The following is an 18,835-nucleotide window of genomic DNA, read 5'->3' as shown; positions in this document are numbered from 1 at the left end:
GTTCCCGTTGAGCCCGTCCACTACCGTCGAAGTTTTGTACAACGACCATCACCACTGGCTCACCGGCTGGTTGCGACGCAAACTCGGCTGCCCGGAAAGTGCCGCCGACCTGGCTCAGGACACGTTCATCCGCGTGCTCACCGCGCGGGAAACGCCAACGCTGATCGAACCCCGCGCGTTCCTCACCACTGTCGCTAAGCGCGTGCTGTTCAACTTCTACCGTCGCCAAGACCTGGAACGCGCCTATCTCGATGCCTTGGCGCAAATGCCCGAACACGTGGCACCGTCGGAAGAAGAACGCGCGATCATTCTGCAAACCCTGGTTGAGCTGGACCAACTGCTCGACGGCCTGCCCACGCAGGTCAAGCGTGCCTTCCTGCTGGCCCAACTGGATGGCCTGACCTACGCGCAAATCGGCGCTGAGTTGGGCATTTCCATCGCCACTGTTAAACGCCACTTGAGCAAAGCGGCGATGCGCTGCTACTTCGCCCTATGAATTTTTCCACGCACGTCGCCGAACAAGCCGTGCATTGGCTGATGGAAATGCAGCAAGGCGCCCTCAATCCACGCCAGCAAGCCGCCTGGCAGCAATGGTTGAAAGCCCACAGCGAACACCAGCGCGCGTGGGACCACATGCAGCGTGTCAATCAGCGCCTGCGCGGCATGCCGCTGCCCCTGGCCCACGCGGCACTGAACGCCCCCACCTCCGCCAGCCGACGCCAGGCCCTGAAGCTGCTGCTGATACTCGGCGCAGGCTCGGCCGCCGCCTGGGGCCTGCGCCAGCAACCTATATTGCCGCCGCTGAGCGCCGACTACCGCAGCCCCGTCGGCCAGCGCCGTAAGGTACAACTGGCGGATGGCAGCCAATTGCAGCTCAATACCGCCAGTGCGGTGGATGTGCATTTCGACGGCCAGCAACGCCTGATCCGCTTGCTCGAAGGCGAGATCCTGCTGACCGGCGCCGCAGGCAATACGCCGCTGCAGGTGCTGACCGGCCAGGGCCTGCTCAGCAGCCAGGCGGCGCGTTTGAACGTGCGTCAGTTCAGCGATCACACTCAACTGTCGGTGTTTGAGGGGCGCGTCGACGTCATGCCCAATACCTATAGCGGCCTGCCGCTGACAGTCCAGGCTTCGCATCAGGTCAATTTCACGCGCAAAGGCTGGGACACCCCGCGCCCTACCGACGCCAACAGCGGCGCCTGGGCCGACGGCATGCTAGTCGCGGCTCACATGCGCCTGGAAGATTTCCTCGCCGAACTCGGCCGTTATCGCCGTGGCCAGGTTAATTGCGACCCACAGGTGGCCAATCTGCTGATCTCCGGCAGCTATCCACTGGACAACAGCGAACGCATTCTCGACCTGCTGGAAGTGAGCCTGCCGGTCAACGTTCGGCGGTTTACCCGCTACTGGGTGACCGTCCAGGCCCGCGCCTGAACTTTTTCTTAAAAACGATGAGCCGTTTTCCACACCTCGCGTGACAGAGAAGGAAAGCCACCTAGATCCTTCCTTCTCAGGACCGCCCGTCATGCCCCAGCAACCGACGCTTCTCGCCCGCTCACTGCGCCAACTCCTACTCGGCGCCAGCCTGAGTCTTACCGTACTGCCTCAGGTAATGGCCGCCGACGCCAAGCCTTTTCACATCGCGCCGACTTCGTTGGAAGCCGCACTGAATCAATTTGGCCGCGAAGCCGGCGTGTTGATCTCCTTTGGTTCCGAAGTGGCGGCGGGCATGCAGAGCCGTGGCTTGACGGGCAACTACAGCGCGGCTGAAGGCCTGCAAAAACTGCTGGAAGGCACCGGCCTGCAAGCCCGCGCCGAAGGCGACAATGCCTACAGCCTGCAACCGGCCACTGCCCCAGCCAGCATTGAGCTGGGCACCTCCAGCGTGGTCGGCGACTGGCTCGGCGACGCCGCGCAAACCAATGTCTTCGAACACCCCGGCGCCCGTGATGTGATCCGCCGTGAAGAATTCGAACGCCAGGGCGCGACCCAGGCCAAAGACGTGCTCAACCGCATTCCCGGCGTCAACGCCCCGGACAATAACGGCACCGGCAGCCATGACATGGCGCTGAACTTCGGTATTCGCGGCCTCAACCCGCGCCTGGCATCACGCTCCACAGTGCTGATGGACGGCATCCCGGTGCCTTTCGCGCCTTACGGCCAGCCGCAGCTTTCGTTTGCACCGATCAGCATGGGCAATATGGATGCAGTAGACGTGGTGCGCGGCGGCGGCGCTGTGCGCTACGGCCCGCAAAACGTCGGCGGTGTGGTCAACTTCGTGACCCGCGCAATTCCGGATGCGCCCACCGTCAAAGGCGGTTTGCAGACCGAAACCAGCCCCTCTTCCAGCCACGACGGCTTCAAGACCACCGGCAACCTGCTCGCGGGCGGCACTGCCGACAACGGCCTGGGCGGGGCGATTTTGTACTCCGGTACCCGTGGCGGCGACTGGCGCGAACACAGCGACACGCAAATCGACGACCTGATCCTCAAGGGTAAATACCAACTCGACGACGCCAACAGCTTCAACGCCATGGCGCAGTACTACGAAGGCCAGGCCGATATGCCTGGAGGCCTGAACGTCGCGAACTACAAGGCCGACCCGTACCAGTCCACACGCCCCTACGACAAATTCTGGGGCCGCCGTACGATGTTCAACATCGGCTATCGCTATGAGCAGGACCGTCGCGAATTCACCGTAAACAGTTTCTTCACCAAGACCCTGCGCAGCGGCTACCTGGACCAGGGCACGTTCCTTTCGCTGTCCCCGCGTGAATATTGGGTACGTGGCATCGAGACCCGCTTCGCCCAAGGCTTCGACCTGGGCCCGACCAGCCATGAAGTCGGCGTCGGTTACCGCTACATCAACGAGGCTGGCCACGAACTGCGTTACCGCACGCCGATCGCCGCCAACCAGCAAATCCCCAGCACCGACAGCCGCAACGACCGCGACACCCGCGGCGGCACCGAAGCCAACGCCTTCTTCTTCGATGACCGGATTGATATCGGCAAGTGGACCCTCACCCCGGGCATTCGCTACGAGATGATCGAGTCCCAGCAGACCAACAACCTCACCAACGTCAAATACAAGGGCGACTACAACACCGCGCTGCCAGCGCTGAACGTGCTCTACCACCTCACTGACAGCTGGAACCTCTACGCCAACACCGAAGGCTCGTTCGGCAGCGTCCAATACAGCCAGATGCCCAACCGCGTCACCAGCGGCGAAGTGAAACCGGAAAAAGCCCGCACCTGGGAACTGGGCACCCGCTACGACGACGGCACGTTGCGTGCAGAAATCGGTGCGTTCCTGATCAACTTCGACAACCAGTACGAAAGCAACCAGACCAACGACTCGGTGATTGCCCGTGGCGAAACGCGCCATCAAGGCATCGAGACCAGCGTCAACTATGCGCTCGACGGTTTGAGCCCGGCGCTGGCAGGCTTTGATGTGTATGCCACCTACGCCTACGTCGACGCCACCATCCGCGAAGACGGCCCGAACAAAGGCAACCGCGTGCCGTTCTCGTCCAAGCACAAGGGCACCCTGGGCGTGGGTTACACCGAAGGCCGCTGGAAGCTCAACCTGGACAGCAGCTACCAGAGCAGCCAGTTCGCCGACAACGCCAATACCCAAAAGGAAAGTGCTGACGGCGCAAACGGACGCATCCCGGGCTACCTGTTATTCAGCAGCCGCGCGGCATATGACTTCGGCCCGCAGTTGTCGGACTTGAACGTGGCAGTCGGCGTGAAAAACATCTTCAACACGCAGTACTTCACCCGCTCGTTCGACGATAACAACAAGGGCAAATACGTGGGCGAGCCGCGCACGGTCTACGTGCAAACCTCCATCGCGTTTTAAGACTGAAACGAAAACGGGCCTGCAAATGCAGGCCCGTTTTTAGTGGGGTGTGAAAAAACTGTCAGCCGTTAAGTGCAGCATTTTCGTTTTCCAGGAATTCCTCTTCAAGCGCGTCATCGTTCACTTTATTGACCGACAGGTTTTTACCGGCAGCGCGCGGCTTGCCTTGCAGTTTGCCAAACAAATGTTCCAACGCATGGTCCAGCTTGGTGGCTGCACCGTCGATCGCCTGTTCCAGGGTATCGGCCTTGTGCAGTACCGAAACCGGCTGGTGGCCTTTTGGCCGTGCTTCCAGGCGGCAACTTAAATCGTGGGGACCGGGCTTATCCCCGTTCTCATCTTTAAGGTAGACCTCAACGCGGGTCAGGTCTTCTTCATAACGTTCGAGCGTGCTTTCAATGGTAGTACGTACCCACTCCTCCAGTCGGATGCTGCTTTCAATATGGTTATCGCTATTGACTTGGATTTGCATAGTTTTTCCCTTATTTCAGCTAGCTCGCGAGAGGTCACGACTGCTTTACCCGGCAGGTAAAACCATGACCTCTTGATTACACAATTGGGCAGACCGCGAAACAATTCAAGCCCTTTGCAAAGATAAATCACACATTACAAATTAAGTCTGACAAGGATCAAACACGCTGTTATCTTCGGGAGTTGGGTACATCTTCCTACGCTCCCAATTCCCTACAATTGCCCTTCTCCCAAGGGGTGCAATCCGCGAAAAATCATCGCTTCTTCCACCAGCCAATCATGGACTGCCCGCACGCCCGGATGGTTCAGCGCACCTGGCGCATACAACAGCACGTAGCGTTTATGGTTAGGCACGGCCAGGCCAAACGGCACGATCAAAGTACCGCGCTCCAGCTCATCGTTAAGCAAGGTACGCCACACGCGCGTCGATGAAACAAGCGGAAACCTAATCGCTCCTCCAACTGACGGATTTGCTGGCTCACCGCCCCCGGCGTGATGTGCAGTTCTTCAGCGCAGCGGGTGAACGACAAATGCCGCGCCGCACTGGAAAAAACGTGCAGCCAGACGTAAGTCTGACCATGGAGGGATCGGGTCATAGCGTTTAGTCCTGCTAAAGGCTGTCTTAGGATAATTCGTGCAAATGGCCCTGCGCGGTGACGGCAAACACTTTATCTCCCTCGACCGGGTGATCCGCACCCTGCGCGATACCGGCGCCGATATGCATGACAAATACAAGGAAACTTCACGGGGTGGCCTGGCGGTCAGCTGGATGCTGGGCCTCTACGGCACCGCCATCGGTGCGGGTACCTTGTTCCTGCCGATCAATGCTGGCGTCGGCGCGGGCAAGCTGATCACCCTGCTCTGTTTCTTTGCGGTCTTCTCGATCCTGCTGGTGTACAGCGTGGCGCTGACCAACACCCTGGGCAGTTTCATGGAGCACCAACTGCACATGACCCCGCTGCCGCGGGCGATCCTGTCGCTGGTACTGATCCTGGGCCTCATGGCCATCGTGCTGACCTGCTGGGCCGTGGCCACTTTCAACCCGAGCATTCTGGGCATGATCGAGACCAAGGGCGGGCCGATCATCGCGTGCCTGCTGTTCCTGATGCCGATGTACGCAATCCGCCGCGTGCCTTCCCTGCGCCAGTATTCGGGCCAAGTCTCGAATGTATTTGTGGGGGGATCGGGCTGATTGCGCTGTCTGCGATCGTTTTTTCAGTACTGCCCTGAAATAGCCCACAACGCCCATTCAATATGGGCGCGGGCGAGCAAGCCCGCGCCCACATTGACACCTCACTGGCTGATAGACCGCTACACGGCACGCCCCTTGCTGTACAGCTTACGAAGCAAACGGATCTTGTGACGCTTCAGCGACGAAGTGGCCGGTGGTCAGGAGACACGAACTAATCCCAACACCGGTCGTCAATGACTGCATGTTCTTATCAGGCGGTACGCACCATGGACAATCCTTTTCAGATCATCACCGACACCTTCACGCCGGACTATCGGGTCAACCTGAGCATCCAACGGTTGGACGGCAGCATTATGCTCACCCTCTCCAATGAGGACGGGGTGGTGGCCAAACGCATGATCAGCGCCGAACAGCGCAACGATCCAAAGCGGCTGAAGCGTCTAGTGCAGAGCATCCAATTCGGTATTGCCATAGAACAAGGCCACAGCGCCATGGAAATCCTCGCGGCCATGACCGATGGCGATCACACAGTGCTACAGCGACCGCCTGCCCGTCCCCTGCCCTTCAGCGCCGGACTTTAAAGCTCGCCCTTCTCGGTTTCCAGGCTCGCACTACCCTTGCGACGCGGGCCTTCGACCTTCACCGACGGGAACGCCGACGACGCGTAGCGCACTACCAGGATGGCGAACGCCAACAGCAGAATCCCGCCGCACAGGTAGATGATTCCTACGTCTGGTGGGTTGTGGTGCGACACGTTGGAAATCAGCAGCCGCGTCAGGGCGGTGATCGCCACGTAGATCAGGAAGCGCACCGGCATGTGGTTGGTCTTGAAATAAATCCCGACCATGGCGCCCAATTCCAAGTAAATGAACAGCAGCAAGATGTCATCAATCTTGATGTGCCCGTTCTCCAGCATCCCCAGAAATTCCATCACCGCTGCCCAAGCGGTCACCGCACCAATGGCGAACAACGCCAGGAAGTGGAACGACTCGACAAACAGATTGCCCAGGGACTCGGCCAGACCATGTACTTGCTGGCGTAGCCTTTCGGCCCAGTTGATTTTCACGATGATGCTTCCTTAGGTCGACTCGACCGGATAATGCGGGTTAGACGTGACGGTTGTTATGCTTTTGCATGCAGAAAAAAGCCAGGGCAGATATGAGATGATGGCCGGGTGACATGAGACACGCTTAACCTGTATTTACGGGCTACATTAAAAACTGCTATCCAAACCCCACGGTTTGGCTTACTCTTTTTGCTGTATATAAATACAGTAGTCGCAAAAGACAACTATCGTGAAGGCATGTGAGGTGGTGAATGGCCGTCGAAGTGGTATACCGCAGCAGCCGAGATCTGGAGCGTTTGTTCATGGATAAAGCCGAAGCTGACCGTCATGACAAGATGCTTGAACTCGCTGAGTTGCTGGCAGAAGTGTTGCAAAAAGCAGTGCCGTCCCTGAGTGAGCAGCAGGTGGAAGAAGCCGGGATCTACATGGCGAAGAACCGCGATGTATTTGCCAAGGCGTTCAAGAGCCAACCGGACGCGTTGTCCGAGTTGCTCAACGCTGCAGCGGAGTAAAGCCAGAATTGAACAGGCCCTGAATCATGGATTCAGGGCCTTTTTAATAGCTGGCTATTGGTACAGCAACCGTTCGGCCAGCTCATCCGCCACCCGTGCGGGGGAGCGCTTTTCGGCCTGGGCGTGGGCGAAGATTTCGGTAAGGCGCGTGCCGATGTTGGACAGGTGCGCGGTAATGATCGGCAACTCTGCGCCGCTGTGCCTAAGAGCCACGTAGATCAGGCCACCGGAGTTGATCACGTAGTCGGGGGCGTAGAGGATGCCGCGCCCTTCCAGTTGGTCGGCCACTTGCAGGTTGGTCAGTTGCGCACTCGCGGAACCGGCTACGGCGGCGCAGCGCAGCTGGCCGACGCTCTGGCGGTTGAGCACGGCGCCGAGGCCGCAGGGCGCGAGGATGTCGCACGGCGTGCTTAACAACGCCTCGTTGGCGATTGGGTGCGCGCCCAGTTGCTCCATGGCCAGTTGCACCTTGCCATGGTCAATGTCGCTGACCAGCAACTCGGCACCGGCGGCGTGCAGCTGTTCGGCCAGGGCGTAGCCAACATTGCCCAGGCCCTGGATGGCCACGCGCAACCCTTCGAGGTTGTCGCTGCCCAGGCGGGCCATGGCGGTGGTGCGGATGCCGGCAAACACGCCCATGGCGGCATGGGGTGAAGGGTCGCCCGCGGCGGTGGTGCTGGTGACGTAACGGGTGTACTGGGCGATGCAATCCATGTCCGCCACCGAGGTGCCGCTGTCGGTGGCGGTGATGTAGCGGCCGTCGAGTTGTTCGATACAACGGCCAAACGCTTCAAACAGTGCCGCGCGGTTTTCCACGTGGCCTGGGCGCAGTATCACTGCGGTGCCGCCGCCCACCGGCAACCCCGCCAGTACGGCCTTGTAGCTCATGCCCTGGGCCAGGCGCGCGGCATCGGCCACGGCACTTTCGTCGTCGGGGTAGGAGAGGTAACGGCAACCACCGAGGGCGGGCCCAAGGCGACTGTTATGGATGGCGATGACCGCCTTCAGCCCGGTGACCGGGTCGACGCTCAAGTGCAGCGATTCAAGGCGGGTGCTATGCATGAGAGCAAACATCGTCAAGCTCCCGAATCACTTTTGGTAGTGGGCCAAGTATAGGCTTGCGGCAGAAAAATGCCGGACCACGCTGGAATAAGACGCCCGTTTTTGCAGGATTTGAGACATAAGCGCGCTGGATATTTGCTAAGCCACTGGACGAAAAACCCCAGCAAGGCTAAAACGGGGGCCTATGTCGGAGAATGCAATGAATCCCCGCAAAGCCTTTTTCGCCTGCCTGGAACGCTCACCACCTGCGCTGTTTGAAGCGGCGCTGTGGATTGCCGCCGAGCACGACCCGGCGGTGCAGCCTTTGCTGATCCTGCAGGAATTGACCCTGTTGCAACAGCAGGTGAGCCTGGGCATGCCGATGCTGCCAGCGGATGAGCAGGCCCAGCCGCTGCTGCGGCGCATGAATGACCTGGGGTTTGCCCAGGATGAATTCACCCCCTTGCGCCCCGCCGCTGCCCTGCTGGACAAGGTCTTGCGACGCAAACGTGGACAACCCTTGGCCATGGGGCTGATCGCTATGGAACTGGCGCGGCGCCTGGACATCCCCATGGTCGGCGTGAATTTCCCCGGCCACTTCCTGCTGCGGGTACCCGGTGCCGATCACCTGCTGGACCCCTGCGGCGGGCGGCGTTTGTACCCCAATGATTGTCGCGACCTACTGCAACGCCAGTACGGCCCCAACCTCAAGTTGCAGGCCGACCACTTGTACACCGCCGATCCGCGTTCGATCCTGCAACGGCTGTCGCGCAACTTGCGGCAACTGCACCTTTCCAATGACGCCCCGCTTGAAGCGCTGGTCGATGCCGAACGCGTGCTGGAGCTGGGCAACGCCAGCGCCGCCGATTACCTGGCGAGGGCCAGCCTGTATCAGCGCCTGGATTGCCCTAACGCCGAACGCTTCGACCTGGAGCACGCACTGATGCTCAGCGAAGATCCCATCCAACGCCTGCGCCTGACCGAGCGGCTGGGGCACCTGCCACCCAATTCAGTGGTGCACTAAGCCTGTGGCGTCTTGAGAATATCCCCTGTCATCCGGCTCTTCGGCACATCAACCCCGGGCGAACGCACCTGAATAATCAACAACGCCGCAATCACCGCCGGTATCGCGCAGAAGAAGAAAATCTGCTCCACCGGGATATGCATCGCGAGCAGCATGCTGCCAAAGAGCGGCCCCAGGATTGAGCCAAATCGCCCTACCCCCAGCGCCCAGCCCGTACCGGTAGCGCGCACATGCGCCGGGTAGAAGTTGCTGGCAAAGGCATTGAGGGTCAACTGGCCACCGATGATGCAAAACCCGGCCGCAAATACGCAGGCCACCAAGTAGCGAGGGTTGTCATGGTTCAGGCCGAGTAAAACGGTGCACACAGCAGCCGCCGCCAGCACGCCTGACAGTAGTCGTACTTTGCTTTTCAAGCGGTCGGCGAACCAAGCCATGCCGATGGCGCCCAAGGTGCCGGCGAACAGGAACATCGACGTCACCAGATTGGCGTCTTTCAGCGTCAAACCACTTTCCAGAAGCAGCGACGGCAACCAGCTGATCATGAAATACAGCAGGATCAGGCTGACAAAAAAGGTCGCCCAGATCAGCACGGTCGGGCGCGCGTAGCCGTTACGGAACAACTCCACGACCGTCAGTTTACTGCTTTGCGCCGGTTGGTTTTCAGCCTCGGTCGCTAACGGCGGTTGCCAGTCGGGAAGCATACGCACCGTCACCTTCCGCAACCTTGCATAGGACGGGGCATCACGCAGCAAACGCGGCAGAGATTCCGGCAGCAGCCACACCAGAAACGGGAACAGCAACAACGGTGTCACGCCTCCTGCAAGAAACACAGCCTGCCACCCGAAGCCTTCAATAAACCCCGCCGCCACAAAACCACCCGCGGCCCCGCCAAACGAGAAGCCACAGGCTGCCAAGGTCACCATCAACGTGCGCAAGCGCGGTGGGGAGTAGTCCGACATCAACGCCATCGCGCTCGGCATCGCGCCCCCCATGCCGATACCGCAGATAAACCGCGCGGCCATCAGCGTGTTCAGCGAGTTGGCAAACACCATCAGCACGGTGAGGCTGGCGTAGATCAGCACACAGCCGAGCAGGATGCGGCGCACGCCAAAGCGATCGGCCAAGGGTGTGACCAGCAATGACCCGAGCGTCAGCCCCAGCAGGTTGGCGCTGAACACCGGACCAAATGCGGCTTTCTCCAGCCCCCAATCCTTGGCCAGCGCCGGCACGACATAACCCAGCACTTGGGCGTCGTAGCCATCGGTGACCAGCAGCAGCGCGAGCAACAGGAGAATCAACCACTGATAGCGCGACACCGGACGGGCGTCGAGTGCCGCGCGAAAGCTGGCAATTTGGTTGTGCATCGCAAGGTACCTATTATTTTTATAGAGATGACGCCGAACAAGCCCGCTCCCACATTCAGGGTTGGGGTGTGTCAGGTTGATTGGCAGGGTGAGCCTGTATAAATGCCGGATGCTGCGCCGCCAGCCCCGCCACACGGCCAATGCGCGGGTACGCCGCCAATGGCACTTTGAAGCGTTCTGCCGCATACAGCTGAGGGATCAGAAACGCATCCGCCAACCCCGGCTGCTCGCCAAAGCAATAACCTTGATCACCAATCAATTGCTCCACCGCGCCCAGCCCCTGGCTGATCCAATGACCGATCCACGCCAACACCTTCGCCTCGTCATGCCCCCATTGCCGCAGCAGGTTCTGGGTGCTCGAATTGTGCAGCGGGTGGATATCACAGCCGATAATCGACGCCGCCGCACGCTCATGCGCGCGGGTCGCCAAGTCTTTGGAGAGCAACGGCGCCTGTGGATAACGTTCCTCAAGGTATTCGATGATCGCCGGTGACTGAATCAGCAACTCGCCCTCATCAGTACGCAACGCCGGCACGCGACCTTGTGGGTTGATCGCCAGGTACTCCGGCTGGCGATTGGCACCACCCGCCGGCACCAGCAGGTTGACCGGCACGGCGCTGAAATCCAGGCCCTTGAGCGCCAGGGCAATACGCACCCGGTACGACGCGGTCGAACGGTAGTACGTGTAGAGTTCCATCACCCTGCCCTCCTAGCGCGCCGCGATCACAGTGCCGCGGCATTCGCCGAAGCCGATCGAAGCAAACCCTTCGCGGCTGCAACGGGCGCGCAGGATGATTTCGTCGCCGTCTTCAAGGAACTTGCGCACTTCGCCGGATGGCAACTCGATGGCCTTTTTGCCGCCTTCGGTCATTTCCAACAGGCTGCCAAACTGGCCTTCTTGCGGCCCCGACAAGGTGCCCGACCCAAACAGATCACCCGCTTGCAACTGGCAGCCGTTGACGCTGTGGTGCGCAACCAGCTGCGCGACGGTCCAGTACATGTGCAGGCTGTTGCTCAGAGCCAGGCGATGAGCCGGCAGGTTCTGCTCGCGCATGGCGGCGGTGGTGAGCAGTACTTCCAATTCGATATCCAGCGCACCCGCAGCCTGGTCACGCTTATCCAGCAAGTACGGCAGCGGTTGCGGGTCGCCTTCAGGCCGCGCCGGTTGTGCCTTGCGGAACGGCTCCAAGGCCTCGGCGGTCACCACCCACGGTGAGAGGCTGGTGATGAAGCTTTTCGACAGGAACGGCCCCAGCGGCTGGTATTCCCAGGCCTGGATATCCCGCGCCGACCAATCATTGAGCAGGCAGAAACCGGCAATGTGCTCGGCCGCGTCACCAATGGCGATCGAATCGCCCATCGCATTGCCCTGGCCGATCCAGATGCCCAGCTCCAGTTCGTAGTCCAGGCGCGCGCACGGGCCGAAGGTCGGCTCGGTCTGGCCGGCTGGCAAGGTTTGGCCTTTGGGACGACGCACCTCGGTGCCCGAGGCGCGGATGGTCGATGCGCGGCCGTGGTAACCAATCGGCACGTACTTGTAGTTGGGCAGCAGCGGGTTGTCGGGGCGGAACAGTTTGCCGACGTTTTGCGCGTGTTCGATACCGACGTAGAAGTCGGTGTAGTCATTGATTTTCGCCGGCAGGTGCATCTGGCAATCAGCGGCGCGGTGCAGCACCTGTGCCTCGCGGGTTTGCAGTGTGCTGCCTTCAGCCAGCAGTTCCAGCAGACGCTCGCGCAAGGCCACGCGCGGGCCACGGCCGAGTTCAAAAAACGCGTTCAGTTGGCCGCCGGCGGTCGCTTCAACGGCGCGACGCGCTTCACCCTCGAACTCATCCAAGGCTGCGTGCAGATCAAGGATGGAATCACCAATCGCCACGCCACTGCGCGGCGCCGAACCGTTGAGGCTGAACACCCCCAGCGGCAGGTTTTGCAGGGGGAAATCCGCGTGACCATTGGCCGAGGCCACCCAGCTGCGCGTTAGTGTTGGCTGAGTCATGGGTTATCTCCGATTCGGGTTGAAGGTGGCGGGCAGCGAGGCCCAGCACGCGTCGTAAGTGTTTTGCAGTTGCGGGCATTCCAGGGCGAACTGCGTGGGACGCAGCACTTGGCTGGTCTCGAACATGAAAGCCATGGTGTTATCGATCTTGTGCGGCGCCAGATCGACGTTGATCGCCTTGGTGCAGGTCTCGCCGTCCGGGCCGTGGGCGCTCATGCAACTGTGCAGCGACGCGCCGCCGGGCAGGAAGCCTTCGGCCTTGGCATCGTAGGCGCCCTGGATCAGGCCCATGTATTCGTTCATCAGGTTGCGGTGGAACCACGGCGGGCGGAAGGTGTTTTCGGCCACCATCCAGCGCGGCGGGAAAATCACGAAGTCGAGGTTAGCCAAGCCATGGGTGCTCGTCGGCGAGGTCAAGACAGTAAAAATCGACGGGTCCGGGTGATCGAAACTCACGGTGCCGAGGGTGTTGAAACGGCGCAGGTCGTATTTGTACGGCACGTTATTGCCGTGCCAGGCGACGACGTTGAGCGGGGAATGGTCCAGTTCACAGGCCCAGCGTTCACCGAGGAATTTTTGTACCAACGTCGTAGGCTTTTTCAGGTCTTCGTAGTGAGCAACCGGCGTGAGGAAATCGCGCGGATTGGCCAGGCCATTGCTGCCGATGGGGCCCAGGTCCGGCAGGCGTAACGGCGCGCCGTGGTTCTCGGCGACGTAGCCACGCGCCTGGGCATCCAGCAGTTCGACGCGGAACTTGAGGCCTCGCGGCAGCACGACGATCTCCAGCGGTTCCACCTCCAGCACGCCCAATTCCGTGGCGATACGCAGCCGACCTTGCTCGGGGACGATCAACAATTCGCCATCGGCGTTAAAGAACACGCGCTCCATGGAACGGTTGGCACAGTAGTGATAGATGCTGATGCCAGCGGGTTTTTCCAGCGCCGAATTGGCGACCATTCCTACAAGCCCATCAACGAAGTCCGTCGGTTCACTTGGAACATCCAACGGGTTCCAACGCAAGCGATTGGGCGTCACCGCGCCCAATGGCCCACCGGCCAATTGCCGCTCAAGCTTGACGAACGCAGGGTGATTAGCCGACGGCTGAATGCGGTAAAGCCAGGTACGCCGGGCTTCGCTGCGCACCATGGTGAACGCTGTGCCGGAGAACAATTCGGTGTACAGCCCATAAGGCGCTTTTTGCGGGGAGTTCTGGCCGACCGGCAATGCGCCAGGCAGGGCTTCGCTGGCGAATTCATTGCCGAAGCCCGACAGGTATTCGAGGTTCATGGATCGTCCTCTACACGGAAGTTGTTTTTATCGTAATCCAGTTACGCATAACGTAATTTGATCACTGTCGACCGTCAAGCTATAAAGACGCCCATTCATCTCTCGGATTCTCGCCCTTCCATGGAAAAGCCCCGCGACACCGGTAAACAGAAAGTCCGCTCGGCCGAAGTGGGCACCGACATCCTCAAGGCCCTGGCCGAACTGTCGCCGGCCACCTCGCTGTCGCGCCTGGCCGAGCACGTGCAGATGCCGGCGAGCAAGGTGCATCGTTATCTGCAGGCGTTGATCGCCTCGGGATTTGCCGAACAAAACACCGCCACCAACCACTATGGGCTGGGCCGCGAAGCCTTGCGCGTGGGCCTGGCGGCGCTGGGCAGCATGGATGTGCTGAAAGTCGGCGCAATGCCGCTGGCGGAGTTGCGCGACGCGTTGAATGAGACCTGCTTTCTGGCGGTGTGGGGCAACCAGGGGGCGACCGTGGTGCAGATCGAACCCGCCGTGCGCGCCGTCACCGTGGTGACGCAATTGGGTTCCGTGCTGCCGCTGCTCAGCTCGTCCACCGGGCTGGTGTTCAGCGCCTTTCTGCCGTCGCGGGAAACCGTGGAATTGCGTGAGCGCGAGATCCAGGCTGGCATCGCCCATGCCCTGGCCGATGACCAGGCTTACGCCACCGTCTGCCAGCAGATCCGCAGCCGCGGCCTGCATTTTGTGCATGGTCTGCTGATGCCGGGGGTGGATGCCTTGTCGGCGCCTGTGTTCAACGCCATCGGCCAAGTGGCGGCGGTGATGACCGTGGTCGGTCCCACCTCATTGTTCCACGCCGATGAAGATGGCCCGGCGGCGCAGCGCTTGCTGGCGGCGACCCGGGCCGTGAGTTGGCGCATGGGCTATCAGCCGTGAGCTAGTCGTGCCATTGGGTCAGTGCAAGTGCCACGCGATTCTCCAGCGCACGGATAGGCGCGGCATTGCTCAGGTAGTTATTGCTGATTATTGAAAACGCCAGGCGTCGGCCCTCGGCGTCGGTGATGTAGCCGCTCAACGAGGAAACCCCGGCCATGGAACCGGTCTTGGCGTGCAGATTGTTTTCTGCAGCCGTCCCACGCAAGCGGTAGCGCAAGCTGCCGCCGGTCATGCGGTCCGGGTTGCCGGCGATCGGCAAGGCGTTGTACCAAGCCTCGAACCAGGGCTGTTTGGCCGTGGCCAGTAACAGATCGGTGAGGTTCTGCGACGACACCAGATTGCGCCGCGACAAGCCCGAACCATCGACCTGGCTCAGCGTCATCGGGTCCAAACCCTGGCGGCGCATGAAGTCCGCCACTGCCGCGACACCGGCCTGCGCCGTGCCTGCATTGGATGCTTTGCGCCCCATGGCCTTGAGCAAGGCTTCGGACATGTTGTTGTTCGACAGCTTGAGCAGCGGCGTGATCAATTCCCGCAAAGGCGCCGATTGATGCTCCACCAGGACCCTGGCCGTCACAGGGCTTGCACCGCCGATCACACGCCGTCCCATCACCTGAATGCCCTGCTGCGCCAATGCCTGTTCAAACAGATTGGCCACCAGTTGTGTCGGCTCCCACACGCTCACCCACTGCCGGCTTTGCTTGCCCGGTGCCAAAGCGCCCGTGAGTTGCAACAGGTTAGTGCCGTGCTGGCGCGTGATGCCGTAGCTGTTGCCAGGGCCGCTGACGGCACGGTTGCTCAGTTGCACATAGTCAGTGGCTGGGCTTATCACCACGCTTACCGGCTGGCCGACCGCGACCGGCGCCTTCGCCGTGACGAGCAAGGTGCCCGCATCGAAGTCCGTATTGGGCGATACGGTCAGCGCCGAAATCTGCGCACCGTAGTAAGTGCTTTCGTCGTCCTGGGCCCAATCAACACCCAGGCGCTCAGCGTCGAACCAGGTGTCGTCGAACACCAGGTCGCCCTGGATCTGGCGTACGCCTTTCGCCGCCAGTTGCGCGGCCAGCGCTTGGTAGTCGGCGAATTGCGTGGTCGGGTCTCCCAGGCCTTTGAGGTACAGGTTGCCGCTGAGGCGCTCACCTTGCTGCGCGCCATTACTGAGCAGTTGAGTGGAGAACCGGTACTGCGGCCCCAGCACGTCCATCGCCGCAGCAGTGGTGAACAACTTGAGATTGGAAGCCGGCACCAATCGCGTACGTGGGTTGTACTGGTAGAGGGTGCTGCCGCTGCGGGCGTCGCGCACCATCAGGGAGACGGTGGCACCATGCAGCGCTGGATCAGCCAGGAGATGGTCCAGGGAGGCCTGGGTGGAGGTTGGCGAAACACTCGCGCAACCACCCAGCAGAAACAGTATGACGCTGGCGTATATCCATTTTCCAAAAAACATCGGTGCTTTATTTCCGCAAAAAACTGTGCGGCCACGCTACCAGCTCGCTCCCTGCGTGGCGAGCGCGCTGGTGTAGTCAGCGGGCTCGTCCCGCGCTGGGGGACGGTGCGACGATTCGACAAGCCCGTTCACTACAAGCCCACATTAGAACTCCAGGGTGCTGGAGACCGACACTTGTCGCGCATCGCCCATGGACACGAACAACCGGCTCGCGGCCGAGGTGTAGTAGACGCGGTCGAACATGTTCTTCACGTTGAGCTGGAACTTGACCTTTTGCCCATCGATTTTGGTGTCGTAGGTGGCAAATGCATCCGCCACGGTGTAACCCGGCAGGGTGAAATCGTTGGCCGCATCACCTGCGCGTTCACCGACATAGCGCGCACCGGTGCCCACACGCAGCTGATCACCGCCAAAAATGTTGCCAAAGTCATAGGCCACCGACAGCGAGCCAGTGTGTTTGGCCACATTTTGCAGGCGGTTGCCTTCCAGCGTCGGGTCGTTGTCCTTGATGTCTTCGGCGTCGGTGTAGGCGTAGCTGCCGATCAGGCTCCAGCGGTCGGTCAACTGGCCGGTGGCGTCCAGTTCCAGGCCACGGGAGCGGACTTGGCCGGCCAGACTGTAGATGGTGCTTCCAGCCACTTCGGACGACACCAGGACATTGCGCTTGTCGATATTGAACAACGCCGCGCTGGCGGTGATACGCCCCGGAATGTCGAGTTTGGCCCCCAGTTCCCAGGACTTGGATTCTTCGGGCGTGAGGTCGCCGGTCAAGGTGCTGCCATCCGCCAAGGCAGCAATGGTGGAGTTGGGTTTGAACGATTCGGTGTAGCTGCCATAGAACGACAGCTCATCGGTGTAGCGATACACCAGGCCGGCACGCGGCACCCAGGCCTGGCCATTGCCGTTGGTGTTGGCCTTGAACGGCACGCCTTTGCCGGCGTATTGGTCGTACATCTGGTAGCGCGCGCCGGCGACGAAAATCCACTGATCGGTCAGGTGGATCGCGTCCTGGAAGAACAGCGAGTCGCTGCGCAGCAGGTCGGTCTGGGCGCTGTCGGCGGCGCTGACGGTGGTGCCCGCCACTTCGTTGCCGTACACCGGGTTGTTGTAATTGAACGGGCTGCGTGAATTCTGGCGGATCAGGTCGGCGCGGTAGATCTTGCGGTACTCATCATCCATGCCAAACACAAGATCGTTCTGCAGACCGAACACATTGACCTTGCCTTCAAGGCTCGCGGTGGTGAAGCGGTCAGTGGTGATCGCACCTTGGGTGCCGTCCATCCTGCGAGTCAGGTTGCCGTTGGTGGCCACGGCGCTGACACGGACCTGGCTCGCGTCGTAGGTTTCACGGTTCCAGCTGTAGCCGAAATGGGCTTTCCAGTCGTCGTTCAAATCATGGTCGGCTTCGAAGCGGTAAAGGTCGGAGCGGCCTTCCATGTTGTTGAACGGCTCGTCCAGACGCCGGGTAGACGGGATATCCAGCGGGTGGTTGGACTTGTCGATGGCGGTGCCACGGTCGAACGGCGAGAGAAACTCGCGATGTTCGTAGGCCAACAGCAACTTGGTGGTGTCGCCATACCAGGCCAGCGACGGCGCGATCAGACTCTCACGGTGAGTGCCGAAGTTACGCCAGTAATCCTCGTCTTCATGGTCAACGATCAACCGATACGCCAGGCCGCTGTCGCCAATCGGGCCGGTAGTGTCGAGGCTGCCGCCGCTGCCGTTCTTGCCGTCACCGAAGGTTGAACCGCGCACGGTCAGAGCCGTGGACTGCACCCGCTCAGGCTTTTTGCTGACGATGTTCACCACGCCGCCCGGGTCCTGGATGCCGTACAGCAGCGAGGATGGGCCCTTGAGCACTTCGACGCGCTCCGCCGTGGCATTCAGCGCACGCCCCTGCACGATAGGCATGCCGTCGCGCATGATCGAGCCGTTACGGTTGTCGCCAAAGCCGCGCAGCATCACCGCGTCCTGGGTGCTGGCCAAGGTGTTGGCCTGGGTGATGCCGCTGATGTTGGCGAGGGCGTCATCCAGGTTGCGCGGGGTCTGGTCACGCAGTACCTGGGCGGGGACGACGTTGACGGTTTGCGGGGTTTCGAGCAGCAGGCCGTGGGAGCGCATCACCGAACTGGTAGGCGGTGGCTGGTAGCTGGTGCTGTCCTGGGTCTGCTGGCCGACGCCACTGATGGTGGTGGCACCGAGGTTGACCGCCCCCTCGGTGGGCACCGGTTCCAGGGCCAGGGTGCGGGCGTCGATCTGACGGAAGGTAAAGCCGCTGTTACCGAGCAGGCGTTGCAGGGCCTGGGTCGCGCTCATCTGCCCGCTGACCGCCGGGGCCTTGAGGCCGTAGGGCGCTTCATCGGTGTAGATCACGCTGATCCCGGTGACCCGGCTGAAATCGCTCAGGGCCTGGGGCAGCGGTTTGGCCGCCAGGGCAAAGTTGAACTGCACACTTTGCTGCTCCTGCGCCTGCGCCACGCAGAGGGGTAGCAACGCCAACCCCGACGCTGCCAATACCGAGGCGCCCAACCACTGTTTAACCAAACCGCCCGCCGTCGACTTCATGCTGTGAGAACCCGTGTAGAAAACGCTGTTAATGCGAATAGATCGCAGTTTCATGCACTACACGGATGGGACGGCAATTTACCTCACTCTTATTTGCAAATATTTTTA

At 60.9% G+C, this 18,835-nt stretch carries 16 protein-coding genes and 3 pseudogenes; 9 read left to right on the top strand and 10 right to left on the bottom strand.

Annotated features, from left to right (window positions below; genetic code table 11):
• Positions 1-7 precede the first annotated feature (7 nt).
• The 3 genes from AACY08_RS06115 (at position 8) to fecA (ending at position 3,862) form a co-directional block, all read left to right on the top strand.
• Positions 8-496, top strand: coding sequence for a sigma-70 family RNA polymerase sigma factor (locus AACY08_RS06115; RefSeq protein ID WP_339417724.1), 489 nt, complete (start codon positions 8-10; stop codon positions 494-496).
• Complete coding sequence (locus tag AACY08_RS06110) at positions 493-1,434, top strand: FecR domain-containing protein (protein WP_339468607.1); 942 nt, start codon at positions 493-495, stop codon at positions 1,432-1,434. Before AACY08_RS06115 ends, AACY08_RS06110 begins: the two co-directional genes overlap by 4 nt.
• Before the next feature lie 91 nt (positions 1,435-1,525).
• Complete coding sequence (gene fecA, locus AACY08_RS06105; RefSeq protein WP_339468606.1) at positions 1,526-3,862, top strand: TonB-dependent Fe(3+) dicitrate receptor FecA; 2,337 nt, start codon at positions 1,526-1,528, stop codon at positions 3,860-3,862.
• 61 nt (positions 3,863-3,923) lie between these two features.
• Here fecA and AACY08_RS06100 read toward each other — a convergent pair whose 3' ends face one another.
• Positions 3,924-4,334, bottom strand: a complete 411-nt coding sequence (locus tag AACY08_RS06100) for an HPF/RaiA family ribosome-associated protein (RefSeq protein ID WP_339468605.1) — start codon at positions 4,332-4,334, stop codon at positions 3,924-3,926.
• Between the two features lie 212 nt (positions 4,335-4,546).
• Positions 4,547-4,929 (bottom strand): annotated as a pseudogene (locus tag AACY08_RS06095) (LysR family transcriptional regulator).
• Positions 4,930-4,970: 41 nt separating this feature from the next.
• On the opposite strand from AACY08_RS06095, the pseudogene AACY08_RS06090 reads away from it, so the two are divergent.
• The 3 genes and pseudogenes from AACY08_RS06090 to AACY08_RS06080 all read left to right on the top strand — a co-directional run.
• Positions 4,971-5,099, top strand: a pseudogene (locus AACY08_RS06090) (L-serine ammonia-lyase, iron-sulfur-dependent, subunit alpha); the annotation flags it as partial.
• A 240-nt stretch (positions 5,100-5,339) separates the two neighbouring features.
• Positions 5,340-5,563, top strand: a pseudogene (locus AACY08_RS30360) (HAAAP family serine/threonine permease); the annotation flags it as partial.
• Positions 5,564-5,791: 228 nt separating this feature from the next.
• On the top strand, positions 5,792-6,106 hold the full coding sequence (locus AACY08_RS06080) for a DUF3509 domain-containing protein (protein WP_339468604.1): 315 nt from the start codon (positions 5,792-5,794) through the stop codon (positions 6,104-6,106).
• Here AACY08_RS06080 and AACY08_RS06075 read toward each other — a convergent pair.
• Entirely contained in the window at positions 6,103-6,591 is a 489-nt protein-coding gene (locus AACY08_RS06075; RefSeq protein WP_339468603.1) for a phosphate-starvation-inducible protein PsiE, read from the bottom strand. The genes AACY08_RS06080 and AACY08_RS06075 overlap by 4 nt on opposite strands.
• Before the next feature lie 251 nt (positions 6,592-6,842).
• Between AACY08_RS06075 and AACY08_RS06070 the strand changes: the two genes are divergently transcribed.
• A complete protein-coding gene (locus AACY08_RS06070) occupies positions 6,843-7,103 on the top strand; it encodes a YebG family protein (protein ID WP_003171979.1) in 261 nt (86 codons plus the stop codon).
• A 54-nt stretch (positions 7,104-7,157) separates the two neighbouring features.
• On the opposite strand, the gene AACY08_RS06065 is transcribed toward AACY08_RS06070, so the two are convergent.
• Positions 7,158-8,177: a Glu/Leu/Phe/Val dehydrogenase family protein gene (locus tag AACY08_RS06065; protein WP_339417718.1), complete on the bottom strand. Its 1,020-nt coding sequence runs from the start codon at positions 8,175-8,177 to the stop codon at positions 7,158-7,160.
• A 187-nt stretch (positions 8,178-8,364) separates the two neighbouring features.
• On the opposite strand from AACY08_RS06065, the gene AACY08_RS06060 reads away from it, so the two are divergent.
• Complete coding sequence (locus AACY08_RS06060; protein WP_339417717.1) at positions 8,365-9,168, top strand: SirB1 family protein; 804 nt, start codon at positions 8,365-8,367, stop codon at positions 9,166-9,168.
• Here AACY08_RS06060 and AACY08_RS06055 read toward each other — a convergent pair.
• From AACY08_RS06055 to hmgA, 4 genes are read right to left on the bottom strand one after another with little or no spacing between them, the layout of a single operon-like run.
• Positions 9,165-10,532 carry an MFS transporter gene (locus tag AACY08_RS06055; RefSeq protein ID WP_339468601.1) on the bottom strand — a complete coding sequence of 456 codons (1,368 nt, stop codon included), beginning with the start codon at positions 10,530-10,532 and terminating at the stop codon, positions 9,165-9,167. The two genes, AACY08_RS06060 and AACY08_RS06055, sit on opposite strands and share 4 nt — an antisense overlap.
• 55 nt (positions 10,533-10,587) lie before the next feature.
• Positions 10,588-11,229 carry a maleylacetoacetate isomerase gene (maiA, locus tag AACY08_RS06050; RefSeq protein WP_339468600.1) on the bottom strand — a complete coding sequence of 214 codons (642 nt, stop codon included), beginning with the start codon at positions 11,227-11,229 and terminating at the stop codon, positions 10,588-10,590.
• Between the two features lie 12 nt (positions 11,230-11,241).
• A complete protein-coding gene (gene fahA / locus AACY08_RS06045) occupies positions 11,242-12,528 on the bottom strand; it encodes a fumarylacetoacetase (protein WP_339468598.1) in 1,287 nt (428 codons plus the stop codon).
• 3 nt (positions 12,529-12,531) lie between these two features.
• Positions 12,532-13,815: a homogentisate 1,2-dioxygenase gene (hmgA, locus tag AACY08_RS06040; RefSeq protein ID WP_339468596.1), complete on the bottom strand. Its 1,284-nt coding sequence runs from the start codon at positions 13,813-13,815 to the stop codon at positions 12,532-12,534.
• Positions 13,816-13,935: 120 nt separating this feature from the next.
• On the opposite strand from hmgA, the gene AACY08_RS06035 reads away from it, so the two are divergent.
• Positions 13,936-14,715: an IclR family transcriptional regulator gene (locus AACY08_RS06035; protein ID WP_339417709.1), complete on the top strand. Its 780-nt coding sequence runs from the start codon at positions 13,936-13,938 to the stop codon at positions 14,713-14,715.
• 1 nt (position 14,716) lies between these two features.
• Here the strand turns inward: AACY08_RS06035 and dacB are convergent, their stop codons facing one another.
• Entirely contained in the window at positions 14,717-16,162 is a 1,446-nt protein-coding gene (dacB, locus tag AACY08_RS06030; protein ID WP_339468593.1) for a D-alanyl-D-alanine carboxypeptidase/D-alanyl-D-alanine endopeptidase, read from the bottom strand.
• Positions 16,163-16,306: 144 nt separating this feature from the next.
• On the bottom strand, positions 16,307-18,727 hold the full coding sequence (locus tag AACY08_RS06025) for a TonB-dependent siderophore receptor (RefSeq protein ID WP_339468592.1): 2,421 nt from the start codon (positions 18,725-18,727) through the stop codon (positions 16,307-16,309).
• Between the last annotated feature and the right edge of the window lie 108 nt (positions 18,728-18,835).

The organism is Pseudomonas sp. EL_65y_Pfl1_R83, assembly GCF_963970695.1.
Lineage (GTDB): Bacteria > Pseudomonadota > Gammaproteobacteria > Pseudomonadales > Pseudomonadaceae > Aquipseudomonas > Aquipseudomonas tritici.
Note: the sequence above shows the minus strand (reverse complement) of the source record. Positions and strands in the feature narration are given on the sequence as shown.